The 14,583-nt window shown below is 38.9% G+C and carries 18 protein-coding genes, 1 tRNA gene and 1 riboswitch; of the genes, 15 read left to right on the top strand and 4 right to left on the bottom strand.

Going from position 1 to position 14,583, the window contains the following annotated elements:
- Window positions 1–8 precede the first annotated feature (8 nt).
- Complete coding sequence (locus AC0VYH_RS14310; protein ID WP_098444207.1) at window positions 9–254, bottom strand: DUF2626 domain-containing protein; 246 nt, start codon at window positions 252–254, stop codon at window positions 9–11.
- Between the two features lie 248 nt (window positions 255–502).
- On the opposite strand from AC0VYH_RS14310, the gene AC0VYH_RS14305 reads away from it, so the two are divergent.
- Complete coding sequence (locus tag AC0VYH_RS14305) at window positions 503–886, top strand: Spx/MgsR family RNA polymerase-binding regulatory protein (protein WP_475372663.1); 384 nt, start codon at window positions 503–505, stop codon at window positions 884–886.
- Between the two features lie 5 nt (window positions 887–891).
- Here AC0VYH_RS14305 and AC0VYH_RS14300 read toward each other — a convergent pair.
- Window positions 892–966 (bottom strand) — tRNA-Gln (locus AC0VYH_RS14300).
- Window positions 967–1,323: 357 nt separating this feature from the next.
- Between AC0VYH_RS14300 and AC0VYH_RS14295 the strand changes: the two genes are divergently transcribed.
- From AC0VYH_RS14295 to AC0VYH_RS14245, 11 genes are all read left to right on the top strand, one after another.
- Window positions 1,324–1,518, top strand: a complete 195-nt coding sequence (locus AC0VYH_RS14295; protein ID WP_194222146.1) for a hypothetical protein — start codon at window positions 1,324–1,326, stop codon at window positions 1,516–1,518.
- Window positions 1,499–1,813 carry a YbjQ family protein gene (locus AC0VYH_RS14290; protein WP_194222145.1) on the top strand — a complete coding sequence of 105 codons (315 nt, stop codon included), beginning with the start codon at window positions 1,499–1,501 and terminating at the stop codon, window positions 1,811–1,813. The genes AC0VYH_RS14295 and AC0VYH_RS14290 overlap by 20 nt, the downstream gene beginning before the upstream one ends.
- A 37-nt stretch (window positions 1,814–1,850) precedes the next feature.
- Window positions 1,851–2,702: an alpha/beta fold hydrolase gene (locus AC0VYH_RS14285; protein ID WP_430244322.1), complete on the top strand. Its 852-nt coding sequence runs from the start codon at window positions 1,851–1,853 to the stop codon at window positions 2,700–2,702.
- A 156-nt stretch (window positions 2,703–2,858) separates the two neighbouring features.
- Window positions 2,859–3,941 (top strand): competence type IV pilus ATPase ComGA, encoded by a 1,083-nt coding sequence (gene comGA / locus AC0VYH_RS14280; protein WP_475365475.1) that lies wholly within the window; start codon window positions 2,859–2,861, stop codon window positions 3,939–3,941.
- On the top strand, window positions 3,916–4,944 hold the full coding sequence (comGB, locus tag AC0VYH_RS14275) for a competence type IV pilus assembly protein ComGB (RefSeq protein WP_475365474.1): 1,029 nt from the start codon (window positions 3,916–3,918) through the stop codon (window positions 4,942–4,944). Before comGA ends, comGB begins: the two co-directional genes overlap by 26 nt.
- Before the next feature lie 14 nt (window positions 4,945–4,958).
- A complete protein-coding gene (comGC, locus tag AC0VYH_RS14270) occupies window positions 4,959–5,288 on the top strand; it encodes a competence type IV pilus major pilin ComGC (RefSeq protein WP_475365473.1) in 330 nt (109 codons plus the stop codon).
- The gene (gene comGD / locus AC0VYH_RS14265; protein WP_283153996.1) at window positions 5,288–5,740 is read left to right on the top strand and encodes a competence type IV pilus minor pilin ComGD; all 453 of its coding nucleotides are present in this window, start codon (window positions 5,288–5,290) and stop codon (window positions 5,738–5,740) included. Before comGC ends, comGD begins: the two co-directional genes overlap by 1 nt.
- 302 nt (window positions 5,741–6,042) lie before the next feature.
- Window positions 6,043–6,462, top strand: coding sequence for a competence type IV pilus minor pilin ComGF (locus tag AC0VYH_RS14260; protein WP_475365472.1), 420 nt, complete (start codon window positions 6,043–6,045; stop codon window positions 6,460–6,462).
- Window positions 6,413–6,835: a competence type IV pilus minor pilin ComGG gene (gene comGG, locus AC0VYH_RS14255; RefSeq protein WP_283153997.1), complete on the top strand. Its 423-nt coding sequence runs from the start codon at window positions 6,413–6,415 to the stop codon at window positions 6,833–6,835. The genes AC0VYH_RS14260 and comGG overlap by 50 nt, the downstream gene beginning before the upstream one ends.
- A complete protein-coding gene (locus AC0VYH_RS14250) occupies window positions 6,832–7,329 on the top strand; it encodes a shikimate kinase (protein ID WP_194222137.1) in 498 nt (165 codons plus the stop codon). Before comGG ends, AC0VYH_RS14250 begins: the two co-directional genes overlap by 4 nt.
- 56 nt (window positions 7,330–7,385) lie before the next feature.
- Window positions 7,386–7,580: a YqzE family protein gene (locus tag AC0VYH_RS14245; protein ID WP_194222136.1), complete on the top strand. Its 195-nt coding sequence runs from the start codon at window positions 7,386–7,388 to the stop codon at window positions 7,578–7,580.
- A gap of 48 nt (window positions 7,581–7,628) precedes the next feature.
- Here the strand turns inward: AC0VYH_RS14245 and AC0VYH_RS14240 are convergent, their stop codons facing one another.
- Together AC0VYH_RS14240 and AC0VYH_RS14235 are read right to left on the bottom strand one after the other, a co-directional pair.
- Window positions 7,629–8,423 carry a YqhG family protein gene (locus AC0VYH_RS14240; protein ID WP_194222135.1) on the bottom strand — a complete coding sequence of 265 codons (795 nt, stop codon included), beginning with the start codon at window positions 8,421–8,423 and terminating at the stop codon, window positions 7,629–7,631.
- A complete protein-coding gene (locus AC0VYH_RS14235) occupies window positions 8,401–10,071 on the bottom strand; it encodes a DEAD/DEAH box helicase (RefSeq protein WP_194222134.1) in 1,671 nt (556 codons plus the stop codon). The genes AC0VYH_RS14240 and AC0VYH_RS14235 overlap by 23 nt, the downstream gene beginning before the upstream one ends.
- 209 nt (window positions 10,072–10,280) lie before the next feature.
- A riboswitch (glycine riboswitch) is annotated at window positions 10,281–10,369 on the top strand.
- A gap of 173 nt (window positions 10,370–10,542) precedes the next feature.
- Between AC0VYH_RS14235 and gcvT the strand changes: the two genes are divergently transcribed.
- The 3 genes from gcvT to gcvPB are packed head-to-tail and all read left to right on the top strand — an operon-like array spanning window position 10,543 to window position 14,467.
- Complete coding sequence (gcvT, locus tag AC0VYH_RS14230; RefSeq protein ID WP_194222133.1) at window positions 10,543–11,643, top strand: glycine cleavage system aminomethyltransferase GcvT; 1,101 nt, start codon at window positions 10,543–10,545, stop codon at window positions 11,641–11,643.
- A 26-nt stretch (window positions 11,644–11,669) separates the two neighbouring features.
- On the top strand, window positions 11,670–13,013 hold the full coding sequence (gcvPA, locus tag AC0VYH_RS14225; RefSeq protein ID WP_475372662.1) for an aminomethyl-transferring glycine dehydrogenase subunit GcvPA: 1,344 nt from the start codon (window positions 11,670–11,672) through the stop codon (window positions 13,011–13,013).
- On the top strand, window positions 13,010–14,467 hold the full coding sequence (gene gcvPB, locus AC0VYH_RS14220; RefSeq protein WP_475372661.1) for an aminomethyl-transferring glycine dehydrogenase subunit GcvPB: 1,458 nt from the start codon (window positions 13,010–13,012) through the stop codon (window positions 14,465–14,467). Before gcvPA ends, gcvPB begins: the two co-directional genes overlap by 4 nt.
- Window positions 14,468–14,583: the final 116 nt, after the last annotated feature.

The raw sequence follows: 14,583 nt of genomic DNA, 5'->3' as shown, positions 1-14,583 counted from the left end.
CGTTCGAATTAATGTCCGCCTGATCCAGGCGTCATCATGAACACTGACCAGTATGAAAAACCGACCATAAATAAAGTTAAGTATACACCAAAAATATACAGATAAGTACGTTCTGTTAAGTTTAAATAACTTAACGCTAAAAACATGCCGGCCTGGCCAAGGAACAGCAATCCCAATACTGGCATCTCACCAACAAAGCCCATTAGTGAGAAAATGCCGGTCCAGAAAGCTAAAACTCGGTACATTCTAGGCATAAAAGTTCCTCCCTTGCTCGTTCATTCCTCATACATATCGTATTATATATGAGGTTCTGTAGAAAAGTAAATGCTAGTCTCATGGCAAAATAATGACTTTCCTTATTTAACCTTGAAAAGGGTTCCAATTTATTATCCCAAATCGTTCACAAAAATACAAATCTTTTTCTTGTACAATATTTGTTTAAGTGTTGTATAATGTGGGTAATGTTAGTTATTAACGGAAAACGTAACGGGGAGGATTTAAATTGGAAGATAAATTATTGTTTTACACTTATCCAAGTTGTACCTCATGTAGAAAAACGAAAACCTGGTTAAAAGAAAATGGCGTTAATTTTGAGGAGCGTCACTTATTTAAAGACACACCTTCCATTGAAGAGCTAAAAGAAATTATCACTCTTTCTACTGACGGAATTGAAGAGATTCTAGCTAGAAGGAGTAGCTCCTTTAAAAAGCTAAATGTTGAAATTGACGATTTAACCATAACAGAGATGTTAGAGCTTATGCATAACGAACCAAAACTTCTTAGAAGACCTATCGTAACAAATGGAAAAAAACTGATTGTGGGCTATAACAAATCAGGACTTCAGAACTTAAAACAGCGAAAGAAAAAACTCGCGGTGGTTTCATAAGAAATTGGCTGGGCTAGCTGGATTCGAACCAGCGCATGACGGAATCAAAATCCGTTGCCTTACCGCTTGGCTATAGCCCAATCATGTATTTCTCTGATAGTATGATCAGAGAATCAGTAACTTATACTTACATTGAAGGTGCGAATTGTAATGGTATCTTTTTTCTGAGTTAGCACTTTAAATAATAATAAGTAATGTATGTTTTAGGAATGTCCTACTGCTTATTTGAATAAGATAGCATCATAATCCATGTCACAGCGATATGCGGAAAACTTCTGCGTATCGCTTTTTTGTAGTTTGTTAAAGATTTTTTAATTAATTAGTGAAAAATAAAAATGTTCACTAATAAAGGCGAAATTTTCAGAGAAAACGAAGTAAAGTAGATCCTAATAAGGTATTCTTTAAGTAGTAATTGAAGAATGAAAGGGAAGAGCATAATGAAGATTTTCCTTATAATTAGCGCCTCTGTATTTCAGTTCCTTATTGTAGTAATGTTCTTTATCCAGAAAGTTTGGGTGCCGATTGTTGCGTTGGCATATGTTCTTTCACTTTTATTTTTAATTCTTGTACTAATAAAAGAACGAAGATCGATGGAGAGAGGAGAAAAAAGTGATGATGATCGTAACTACTGATGAGATAGCAACGAAAGAGATCAAGGAAGTAATTGGGTATGTTCGTGGGAGCACAGTTCAATCCAAACACGTAGGGAAAGACATACTAGCAAGTCTTCGAACAATAGTAGGGGGAGAAATAACAGAATATACAGAAATGATGACGGAAGCACGGCAAAGAGCTATCGCAAGAATGGTCAAAGATGCTGAGGGAAAGGGAGCAAATGCGATTGTCGGTTTTCGCCTTCAGTCTTCAGCTGTAATGTCAAGCGCATCAGAAATTATAGCTTATGGAACAGCGGTTATTATAGGATGACGGGATTCACGCAACCTAAGTAAAGGGAGTGGTCTATATGTGGAAACAAACGCTTATTAATACAAAGCGAGGGACTTTTGAAGTTTTTATCAAAGGGAACGGTCCTCCATTATGTGTGACGCACTTGTACTCTCAATTTAATGAAAGCGGAGACTATTTTGCAGATACGTTTACGACTAGTCATAAAGTCTACTTAGTTAATTTAAAGGATGCGGGTCATTCAGATTCTGTAAACGCACCTTATGAGTATTTTATGTTGGAGACTGTATTTGATCTTGAAAGTGTTAGATCAGCTCTTGGAGTTAAACAGTGGACATTCGCTGGTCATTCTACGGGAGGGATGCTTGGTTGTGTATATGGAATTCATGCTTCCCGTTCGCTTACAGCCATAATAATAGTAGGAGCTGCAGCTAGAGAATATGGTTCTTCGTCGTCAGCGTGTATATATAACTCTGCGCATGAGAATTATCACATCATGCAGCATTACATAGAAAAACTAAAAGACTCGAGACTTGGTGATGATGAGCGGGAAAGGATCACCAGAGACAGAACCAAGCTGTCTCTTTATTTGCCAGAAAAATATCAAGACTATTTTTCAAAACGAATAAATAAAAAGATGGCAACAAATCGGATGAACTTTTTTGCCCGCGAAATCATCCAATTTGATGTAACGAAACAACTTAATATAATATCTGCCCCAACTTTAATAGCATGTGGGAAGCATGACGTCCAGTGTCCTTTATTATTTTCGGAAGAAATAGCAGATGGAATTCCAAATGCCCAACTGGCTATTTTTGATCAAAGCAATCATTATCCTTTTCTTGAAGAAAAAGCATTATTTGAAACAAAGGTTCATGATTTTCTCAATGATGCGTCATTTAGATATTGAATATTGAGTATAAACCCCAAATCATTATTGAGGGCTAGTCAAAAAGAAATTTCTTTATTAAGAAGGAATTGCCATTTACCTGGCGAATCCTTCTCTTTACGATTTAAAAATCGTGACTGGTTTTGCTGTCAATTTATATGAAAGGAAGGTGTGTTTTTGCTGAACATTGAAGAAAAAGGAAAGGATATTATTAAGCAGGCGGTGGAAGTAGGGGCCTCAGATGTACACTTTCATCCGAAAGAAAAAGGAGCGTTGATTCAATTTCGTGTTGATAATAGACTTTATGATGCGCTTTGGCTTCCTATGTTGGTAGCAGAAAAGCTATTGTCTCATTTTAAATTCCTCAGTGGTATGGATATTGGAGAGAAGCGTCGCCCACAAAATGGGGCCATGGATATGGTTCTATATCCAAGAAAACTCCACTTAAGACTCTCAACGATTCCCACCCCTTATCACGAAAGTCTTGTCGTTCGTATCCTTCCGCAAGATGAAACCCACTCCTTTAAGGAACTCTTTCTTTTCCCCTCAACTGCAACTCGACTTCTCCAAATCGTAAGTTGTAACAGTGGCTTATTTATGATTACAGGACCAACAGGTTCTGGAAAAACTACAACGATGTATTCCCTCCTTCAAACTCTCAGCGTTAAGCGGCATAGGCGAGTTCTTACAATTGAAGATCCCATCGAAAAGCGCAATCCTGATTTTATTCAAATGGAAGTCAATGAGAAAGCTGGACTATCTTATTATGAGGGGTTCAAAGCTGGGCTCAGGCATGATCCAGATATTCTTGTCGTCGGGGAAATAAGAGATGAACAAACTGCCCAACTCGCTATTCGAGCTAGCATGACGGGGCATCTTGTGGTTTCAACGCTACACACCGGAAGTACGCTAGAGTGCATTCCAAGATTACTTGAGTTTGGTATTCCTCTTCATAATATTACTCAAACGTTAAGAGGAGTCGCCACTCAACGACTTGTTCCCCTAAAGTGTCCCTATTGTCAAGTATGCTCTCTGGAGTGTCTAAAGCGAAGAACACGAAGAAAACTTGCTGTCGTTGAAATTCTCGCTGGTCTTCACCTTCAAAAAGCCCTCGATCATCCAGATCTTTTATCGATCCCTGGTCAATCCACCATTAAAGATTACATTCTTCGAGCTTATGCCCTAGGTTATATTCAAAAAGAGACTGTCGAGAAGGAGTTGGGTTTATTTAATCGTGAAACGATTCAAATGGAAGCTTGACCGTAAAGCAGATTTTCTTTGTCGTATAGGGAAGATGCTTGAGGAAGGATACTCACTTGCCAAATGTTTGGAGGTATACGCCTTATATCAAAACGACCATATTCGATCAAATATTGAAATGATTATTATCAGACTTAAGGGTGGTGATTCCTTTCACGATGTTTTAGCAGATTTTCAGTTTCCAGCAGATATCTTATCCTATTTATATATGTCTGAGCAGCGAGATTTTGCAACCGGTATTTCGGCATCCGGTCAGTTGATGAAAACGCGAAGTGAATGGCAAAAACGACTTAGAAGTACGCTTGCTTACCCCATCTTTTTATTTTGGATGACAGCGATCATGCTGTTTGTCGTAGGAAAGTATTTATTACCTCAATTTAATACGCTCTACCACTCCCTTGATGTTCCACTCCCTTTTATTTCAAGATTTTTTATGACGCTCGTTAGATTTACTCCGGCTATTTTTGTCGGTTTAATTTTACTTTCTATTGTCCTTTACCTTTCCACTTTGATAAAAAACAAGAAAAGTTCAGCTGTACACAAAATGCTTGTCTACAGTAAAATTCCGTTCGTGCATTTTTTTATTCCTCTTTATCTGACACATCATACCTCTCTTCACCTGGGGCTCCTACTTCAAAGCGGTCTTTCAATTGCAGAAGCTTTCTCGTTATTAACTAAACAATCTCACTTTGTGTTTTTTCAAGAAGAAGCCGAACGTGTTTCACGATCATTAATGCGTGGTGAAAAATTAGAGGTTTTATTTGATCAGCCACGTTTGTATGTTCCTGAATTTAAAGAAATTTTAATGCATGGCCAGGCAAGTGGGAATTTAGGAAGAGAGCTAATCTTATATGGGGAGGTGATCGGTGAACGGTTTGAGGAGTTGGTAAAAAAAGGATTTATGATTTTGCAACCAGTTAGTTTTGTCGGTGTTGGTCTTGTCGTTATGTTGATGTTTATGTCTATTCTTTTACCCATGTTTTATTATTTGCAAAATATTTAAAGGGGAGATTGTAAATGAAAATAAGGAAATGGTTAGGTTTTATTAAAGATGAGAAAGGGTTTACGCTAATTGAAATGATGATTGTTATTATGATCATTTCAATATTGCTTTTAATTGCGGTACCAGGATTAACTAAAAACAATGAGGTTGTTGAGGCGAAAAGCTGCGAGGCCACAATAAAAGTTGCCCAAACACAGGTAGCGGCGTATAAAGCGAATTTTGGATCCTATCCAACTTCAATCGATGATCTTGTTTCACAAGAATACCTAGACATGGATGAAGTAACTTGTCCTGGAGGTGAAGAGTTAACCGTCGCCGATGGGAAGGTAAAGCTAGCTAACTAATGTTTTTTCGTGTACAATTCAGAAATTCTTTTGGCTACACCATGCTAGAAATGATGATTGTTCTCTCCGTTTTATCAATTCTTCTATGTCTGATCTTTCTACACATTTCCCCTACACAAAATGCTTCTTCCACACGACATTTTCTAGACGACATCCAATCAGATCTAAGGTATACCCAGGAGCTTGCATATGTAAATAAATCCTCGTATCGATTTTCCATTTCACCTAGTAAAGGGTCGTATAGTATACAGGGCACCGCATCTACGGTAGTGAAGTCGAATGAAATTCCAGAACATATTACGATTGATGAAGGAACAATGGGGTATCAAATTGTGTTTGGGGGGAATGGAAACGTTCAAAAAGCAGGAACACTTTATATAAAGGATGGCAAGGAGGAGTATAAACTTGTGGTGCAGGTGGGAGCTGGTCGTTTCTATATTAAGAAGTTGTAAAGGATATTCTTTGCTTGATGCATTAACGGGTCTCTCTATCTTAACGATCTTATCTTCAAGTGTATTACCGATTTATACCCATCTTTATGAAGAGCGAGAGGTGATACATGTGCGAAAAACTGCAGTGATATTGCTTGATCAATACTGGAGGGGAATGGTCTTGGAGGGGAGAATTCTACCTGCAAGCGAAACCGTTGAAGGCTCCAAATTTTCCTTTTTAGTAATAGTTGATAAAGTGTGTGTTTCTTTTGATAGCGGAGTAAAAACTGAATCAATGATATGTAAAAGCTTACCGCAAGATAATGAATGAAAAAGGAATCACATTACTAGAATTGATGTTAACTGTGACCATTCTCATTGCGATTGTATGTGTGCTTCCTTTGATAATGAACGCTTCTTTACAAGAAGTGAATGCAGATTTTCAGCATGAGGAAGCACAATTGTTCTTTCATTTGTTTTCTAAAGAAGTTCGTGAATCTTCTCGAATTCAGATCCATAATGGCGGAATTGAGGTGTTGTCGAAGAACGGAACAACTATACGATACGAACGCTACGGATCGTCTATTCGGCGTAGAGTAAACAATGCTGGGCATGAAATTGTATTACAGAACATTCGGGAGTTATTTCTTGAAGTAACTGATGGAAGAGTGATTGTTGAGGTGGAACTTGCTGATGGACAGAAAGAAAAGCGCGCTATATTTCAAATGTCTCATAAACCTTAATGAAAAAGGTTATATGACGGCTATGATGATGATGATTAGTACGCTGCTTCTTGGGTTTGTTTTTCATTTATGGAATGTGACACAAAATGAGCGAGTTTTTCTTGATCGTGAAGAGGAAGAAATTAAGAAGCAGACCTTGCTAGTCCTTAGTATGAAAGATACAATTTCATATATACAGAAAACAGGGGGATCTAGTGCGGAGAGAACGTTTACGTACAATGAAGGTACAGTTCGCGCTGTGATTAATTCTTCTTCTGATGTATTGCAAATTACGTTGAGTGGAACGACGGATAATGGAATACGCGTAGCTGCGTCTTTTCAATACAATCAAATGATGAAGCAAGTCGTAGAATGGAGTGAAGGTTCAACATGAGAGCGGTCTATTTAACAGGATTTATGGGCTCTGGCAAAACAACTATAGGTGAGGAATTATCTCAAGCGTTATCGCTGAAATCGGTTGATACAGATGAGCATCTTACGAAAATGCAAGGCAAGACCATTCCTGCCATTTTTGAAGAGGAAGGAGAATTTGCTTTTAGAACGTATGAATCAGCCTCTCTAAAAGATCTACCAACTGAAAACGTGATCATTAGTACAGGCGGTGGGATTGTTTTAAAAGAAGAAAATCGAACATTTATGAAGCAAAATGGAACGGTGATTTACTTACATTGTGAACCAGAAGAAATCATAAAGCGACTTGAAGGTGATACATCAAGGCCTTTACTTGCTGGAGCGGATCTAGAACATAAGGTTCATACGATATTCAAAGAGCGATTATCACTCTATCGTGAAGCTGAATATGAAATTGACACAACGAAACGTTCAGTAGGGGGAATTGTAAAGGAAATATGTAACCTGCTTGGTTAAACAAAGAATAAATGGGCATCCTTAAAATAGAAGACAACTATTAAAGGGTGATCAGGATGTCATCAAATGATCTTGTGAAATATATGACTCAGCAAGTTGTGTCTTATATTGATCAACCAAAAGAGGAAAGGCAGCAACAGCGTGCTGTCAAAAAAGCCAAAAAGCAACCATTTTTGTTTCGATGGTTTGGCATTATCCCTATGTCGATTTCAATGTTTGTTAAAAAAAAGAAACATGAAAGCTCGGACTGACTCGTCTGAGCTTTTTTGTATGGATTCGCTAATTTTAACATTCTACGTTTAGGAAGGATGTGACTCAATACCTGGTGCTAAATGAAAGATGCCCCCGTTAATTATTTCTGCCGTAATTGTTGGCTCATATTGTTTTCGAAGAGCATCTCTTTCAACTTGATAGCTCTGATCATTGGTTTTTCCGTTATAAAATTGATCAAGAAGGTTTAAATCAGTGGCCCATCTCATTTTTGCTTCTTCTGCCCATTCTAAATCCTCCTGTGAAATAAGCATTTCTACCACATCTTCAAGTCTCTTCAAGCCGCTTGAGGGTTTAATAATTGGCGTTATTGTAAAAGCATAATCTGGAATTTTAGGAGTGAGTTTCTTTGTTAGTAATAACTGGTGAAAGTCATCAACAACCGCTCCGCTTACAAGGTGTAGACCGAGGGAGAGGAGACGGTGTTTCTTTCGATCACACTGATAAGATATTTTAATATTAAGGCAGAGCCATGGATGAAGAGAATATTGTTGTTGATAATTTGTTTGCACATCCTCAAAAAGTCGGATAGAGGACGCAAGCTTTTTAGTAGATGAGAAAATTTGATGTAGTCTTGGTGCACCAAAGTGAACGAACTCCCCTTTTTCATCGCTTGATTGGTTTGTAATTAGGGTGAGTGTCATTGGTCGAGGAGTACCACCAGTCTTCTCAAGATAGTGCCAATAAAAAGGGCGGTTCATTAGTTCTTTATCAAGATCAATCGTTAATTGGACGTCAAGATAGCCGGATTTTTCTTCTCGAATCTGGCAGTCATTGGCAAGAAAATACGAGCGCAGATAATTATGAATATTTTCTTGTTGCATCTGTCTCCTCCTTCTGATAATTGATAAGCTCTTTAATATTCTCCATCTTAATTCGGATTTCTCCTTCGCTTTCAGAGTGTAGAAGTATATCAGAAATATGCTTTTCAATATCGCGCATACCAAGTCGTGTCAAAATCTCATCTAATTGTCCAATAACACTTTCAAATAGTTGAATTTTTTCATATAAGAGGGTAAGGATATGCTCTTCAACTGTATGCTTCGTAGCAAAATTATAAATGTGCACATCGCTTTCTTGCCCAAGCCGATGTATTCTACCGATGCGCTGCTCAATTCTCATTGGGTTCCAAGGTAGATCGTAGTTGATAACGTGCTGACAGAATTGAAGATTGATTCCTTCTCCCCCTGCTTCTGTTGCAATGAGGACTTTTGCGTGATTTTTGAAGAGTTCTCTCATCCAGTCTTTTTTTCCCCGTTTAAATCCACCCCTAAATGGGACAGACGTAATTCCATGCTCTTTTAAAAACCACTGTAAATATAATTGAGTCGCTCGATATTCTGTGAAAATAATGACCTTACCTTCGATTGATTGAACCAATTCAAGGGCCTTTTCTGCTTTTGAATTTGTTGGCACTCCTTCAATTTTTTTAATTAACATTTGAATGAGAGTTTGAGAAGAGTCGTCAAGGTGTTCTTTATCAAGCATTTTTTTTAATGTCATATATGCTGCTTCGCGGCTTGAACAGATTTCTCTTAGTAAAGTGATGATCGAGAATTGACTTCTCGTAGCCACTGGCTGTTTCTTTAGCGCTTCGACTGAACGATAAAGCTCATCTTCTTCAGGTGAGAAAGTAATAGGTACTGTTTGAACAATACGTTCTGGCCAGTCCATTCCGGTATCTTCACGCCGGTTTCTGACCATCACTTTTTGAATGAGAGCGCGAAGCCTTTCTTCGTCTTCGAGCTTTTTTTCTTTACCATTGTAGTCTTTTTCGAAATTTTCCAAGCTTCCTAGATGTCCTGGTTTTAATAATGATACAAGGTTAAAGACTTCATCAAGACGATTTTGAACAGGGGTAGCCGTTAATAGCAGACAGAACTTTTTAGGTAAGTGCTGTACAAATTCATAATTTTTTGTACGACTATTCTTTAGACGATGTGCTTCATCGATAATAACCATGTCGTAGTTCTGCTCATAAACTATTGAGCGATGAGGCTCTCGTTTAGCTGTATCTATCGATGAAACCACAACGTCACATTGATCCCATACATAGCTTTTCCTCTGGACTACAGCTGGAATGTAGAATTTTTGATTTAATTCAATAGCCCATTGTGATACTAATGATGCCGGAACAAGGATCAGGACTTTTTTGACAAGACCCCGAATCATATATTCTTTAATAATCAAACCAGCTTCAATGGTTTTTCCAAGTCCAACTTCATCTGCTAGAATCGCTTTTCCGTTCATTTCCTCTACAACTCGCCGAGCTGCTTCAAGCTGGTAAGGATGTGGTGTTAAATGAGGGAGATGTGATGGCGCCTGTAAGCCTGCGAAAGTGGGGATGGTTGTATGATGCTCAGCCTCAATAGCCAGTTTAAAAAGGTCCCAGTTAGCCCAGGGGCCGTCTTCATCAATTTGTTTCAGAAAGTTGTTTGTCCACTCTTGATCAAATTTCAACTCTGTTCTCAAAATGAAAACCCTTTCTCGATAAAGATTATTTACGAATGATACGTGATTAATGTATAATAATGTTCGTGTTTAATATATTAGTTAAAATACTTTCATTATTAAAAAGATTGTTGCCAATGCCACTATGGTAGTGGTAGGATTGAAATCGAAAGCACTATTAGTATGAATCAATCAGTAGAATCCAATACCTTAAAACTGAAAATAGGCGAATGAAAGCAAGAGGAGAGACTGCTATATGCAGCGCCGAAGGAGCAAACAAATTTGTGAATCTCTCAGGCAAAAAGACTCTTGCTAGACGCACCTCTGGAGAGAGCTTTTATAGCCGCCAAAGATGTAATTCTCGCGTAATGTGAGGAGAAACTTTCAGGTCAACGGGACAGAGAAACCGCGCTACTTAAAGCGGTTTTCTCTGTCCTTTTTTATGCTTCGGTAAAACGCTTTTTAAGATGAATGATTTTAGGAGGGAATAAGATGAGTGAACTATTAAAAACACCATTATTTGAAACCTATAAAGCTATGGGCGCTAAAACAATTGATTTTGGAGGATGGGCTCTTCCGGTTCAGTTTTCAAGTATTAAAGAAGAGCATGAGGCCGTTAGAACGAGAGCAGGTTTATTCGATGTTTCTCATATGGGAGAAATTGATGTTAGTGGTGAACAGTCGCTTCATTACCTTCAAAAGATGATGACAAATGATATAAGCAAACTAAAGGTCAACGGTGCTCAATATACAGCAATGTGCTATGAAGATGGCGGAACTGTGGATGACCTTCTTGTGTATAAGCACTCAGAACACCATTATTTATTGGTAGTTAATGCCGCTAACACTGAGAAAGATTTTGACTGGCTTGAAAAACACCTTATCGAAGGAGTTTCTATTCAGAACATATCAAGTCAGATGGCCCAACTTGCTATTCAGGGTCCACAAGCAGAGATGATTCTCCAACGTCTAACGGAGGTGAATCTTTCAACTATCGGTTTCTTTAAATTTCAGAATGAAGTCGTGATTGAGGGCATTAATACGTTAGTGTCTAGAACCGGCTATACGGGTGAAGATGGTTTTGAACTGTATACTTCTTGGGAGGATGCCCCTTCACTGTGGAAGGCGATTCTTGCTGCGGGGGAGCCAGAAAATATTCTACCTTGTGGCCTTGGGGCTCGCGATACGCTTCGCTTTGAGGCAAAGCTAGCTCTTTATGGGCAGGAGTTAACGAAAGATATTTCTCCGCTAGAAGCGGGAATAGGTTTTGCTGTTAAAACTAGTAAAGAAGCTGATTTCATCGGAAAATCTGTTCTACTAAGTCAGCGTGAAAATGGTCTTGAGCGAAAGTTAGTTGGGATTGAAATGACTGGGCGCGGGATTCCGCGGACCCACTATCCTGTTTACAAAGGGGAACAATTGATTGGCGAAGTTACTACTGGGACACAATCTCCAACTTTGAAGAAAAATGTTGGTCTTGTATTAATAAAGAAAGAGTTTACAGAAATGGGTACTGAGCTAGATGTTGAAATTCGTAACAAACGTGTGGGAGCTAAAGTTGTTCCATCACCATTTTATAAACGACAGAAATAAAGGGAAATAGAGGAGGAGAAAAACATATGAAACATCGCTACTTGCCGACAACTGATCAAGATCGAAAGGAAATGCTTGAAACAATTGGAGTGGACTCTGTCCAAGCTCTTTTTGAAGATATTCCGGAGGCTATTCGTTTTAAGGGAGATCTTAAAGTAGAGAAACAGTTATTTGAACCTGAACTGATTCGATATATGTCAAAACTGGCTTCTAAAAATGCGAATACACAGGAGAATGTATCTTTTCTTGGTGCTGGCGTTTATGATCACGCCATTCCTTCTGTTGTAGATCATGTGATTCGTCGCTCAGAGTTTTATACAGCTTATACTCCATATCAACCTGAAATTTCACAAGGGGAATTGCAGGCCATTTTTGAATTTCAGACAATGATAAGCGAACTTACTGGAATGGATGTTGCGAATTCCTCGATGTATGATGGTCCAACTGCTCTTGCCGAAGCTGGTCTGCTCAGTGCTGGACAAACTAAAAAGAAAAAGATCATTGTTTCAAAGAGCGTACATCCTGAAGCCCGTGCTGTTATTGATACATATGCGCGTGGACAGCGTCTTTCAGTGGTTGAAGTAGATACGATGAATGGGTGTACAGATCTTAATAAATTGAAAAATGAAATCGACGAAGATACTGCATGTGTTATGGTTCAGTACCCGAACTTTTTTGGTCAGTTAGAGCCCTTACCCGAAATTGAAAAGCTTGTCCATGAGCAAAAAGCGATGTTTGTTGTTTCAAGTAACCCGCTTGCCCTTGGTCGTTTAACTCCTCCAGGAGAGATGGGGGCAGATATCGTTGTTGGAGATTGTCAACCGTTTGGAATTCCGGCACAATTTGGTGGACCGCATTGTGGTTATTTCGCAGTGACAAAAAAACTGATGCGAAAAGTACCAGGTCGTTTGATTGGGCAAACAACTGATGATAATGGACAGCGCGGTTTCGTTCTAACCTTACAAGCACGCGAGCAACATATTCGAAGGGATAAAGCGACTTCTAATATTTGTTCCAATCAGGCGTTGAATGCTCTTGCCTCTTCAGTTGCTATGAGTGCTCTTGGTAAAGAAGGCGTTCGACATATGGCAGAGCAAAATATGAAGAAAGCTTATTATGCGAAAAGTCAGCTGAAACAGGCGGGAGCTGAAACCGTTTTTGATGGAGTGTACTTCAATGAATTCGTGATTAAATTAAACGGTTCGGTTAAAGATCTTAATCGAAAGTTATTAGAAAAAGGGATTATTGGTGGATATGATCTTGGGAGAGATTATCCAGAATTGAAGGATCATATGCTTGTAGCCGTTACAGAGAATCGGACGAAAGAAGAAATTGATGCATTCGTAAAAGAAGTGGGGGGAGCACAATGAGTAAAGATCAGGCATTAATATTTGAACTAAGTGAACCGGGGCGTATTTCTTATAGTCTACCTGAACTTGATGTTCCTGATATGGATTTAGATCAGTGGTTGCCAGAAGAGTTTAATCGTAAAACAGAACCAGAGTTACCAGAAGTGTCAGAATTACAATTGATGCGTCATTATACAGCCTTGTCTAAGCGTAACCATGGAGTGGATTCTGGATTCTATCCACTTGGGTCTTGTACGATGAAGTACAATCCAAAAATTAACGAAGATGTAGCAAGGTATCCTGGCTTTGCCTTCATACATCCGCTTCAAGAAGAGGAGGGCGTTCAAGGTGCGCTAGAAATGATGTACAATCTTCAGGAAAACCTCGTGGCTGTAACAGGTATGGATGAAGTAACGCTTCAACCTGCAGCAGGTGCTCACGGAGAATGGACAGGATTAATGATGATCCGTGCTTATCATGAAGCGAACGGTGATTTCAATCGCACAAAGGTCATTGTTCCAGATTCAGCTCACGGTACAAACCCTGCTTCTGCAACAGTTGCTGGTTTTGAGGCAGTGACAGTGAAATCAAATGAAAAAGGTCTAGTTGATCTTGAAGATTTAAAACGTGTAGTAGATGAAGATACGGCTGCGCTGATGCTGACAAATCCAAATACACTTGGACTATTTGAAGAACAGATTACAGAGATGGCGTCAATTATTCATAACGCAGGTGGAAAGCTATATTACGATGGTGCAAATATGAATGCTATTATGGGGGCTGCTCGTCCTGGAGATATGGGTTTTGATGTTGTGCACTTAAATCTACACAAAACTTTCACTGGACCTCATGGTGGTGGTGGACCTGGATCTGGACCGGTTGGTGTTAAATCTGATTTAATTCCTTATCTTCCTAAGCCCGTACTCGTGAAGGAGAATACTGCCTATCGTTTCGAGTATGACCGTCCTCAGTCCATTGGTCGTGTAAAGCCTTACTATGGTAACTTCGGTATCAATGTTCGAGCATATACGTATATTCGTACTATGGGGCCAGAAGGCTTAAAGCAAGTATCGGAAAATGCGGTATTAAATGCTAACTATATGATGAGACGCTTACAAGATGCCTTTGTGTTACCTTATGAACAGCACTGCAAGCATGAATTCGTGATTTCAGGAAAAATACAAAAGAAACTTGGTGTCAGAACGCTTGATATGGCAAAGCGACTGCTAGACTTTGGTTACCACCCGCCAACGATCTATTTCCCAATTAACGTTGAGGAATGTATGATGATTGAACCTACGGAGACAGAATCAAAAGAAACACTTGATGAGTTCTGTGATGTACTGCTTCAAATTGCAAAAGAAGCAGAGGAAAATCCGGAAATTGTTCAGGAAGCCCCACATACAACAGTTATTGGTCGCCTTGATGAAACCACGGCTGCCAGAAAGCCTGTTTTACGTTATCAAAAAGCCTAATGCTTATTGATAGGCCCTGTTAACTTATATTGTTCACTACTCGATTATGACTCATTCAAATGAGAGATACGTTTAACATGGATAAATCAATGATGCAAAATCAACAAAGCCATTTT

This window comes from Anaerobacillus sp. QJM3NY_32 (assembly GCF_056173645.1).
The sequence above is the reverse complement of the archived record's forward strand: the minus strand, read 5'-3'. Positions and strand labels throughout refer to the sequence as shown.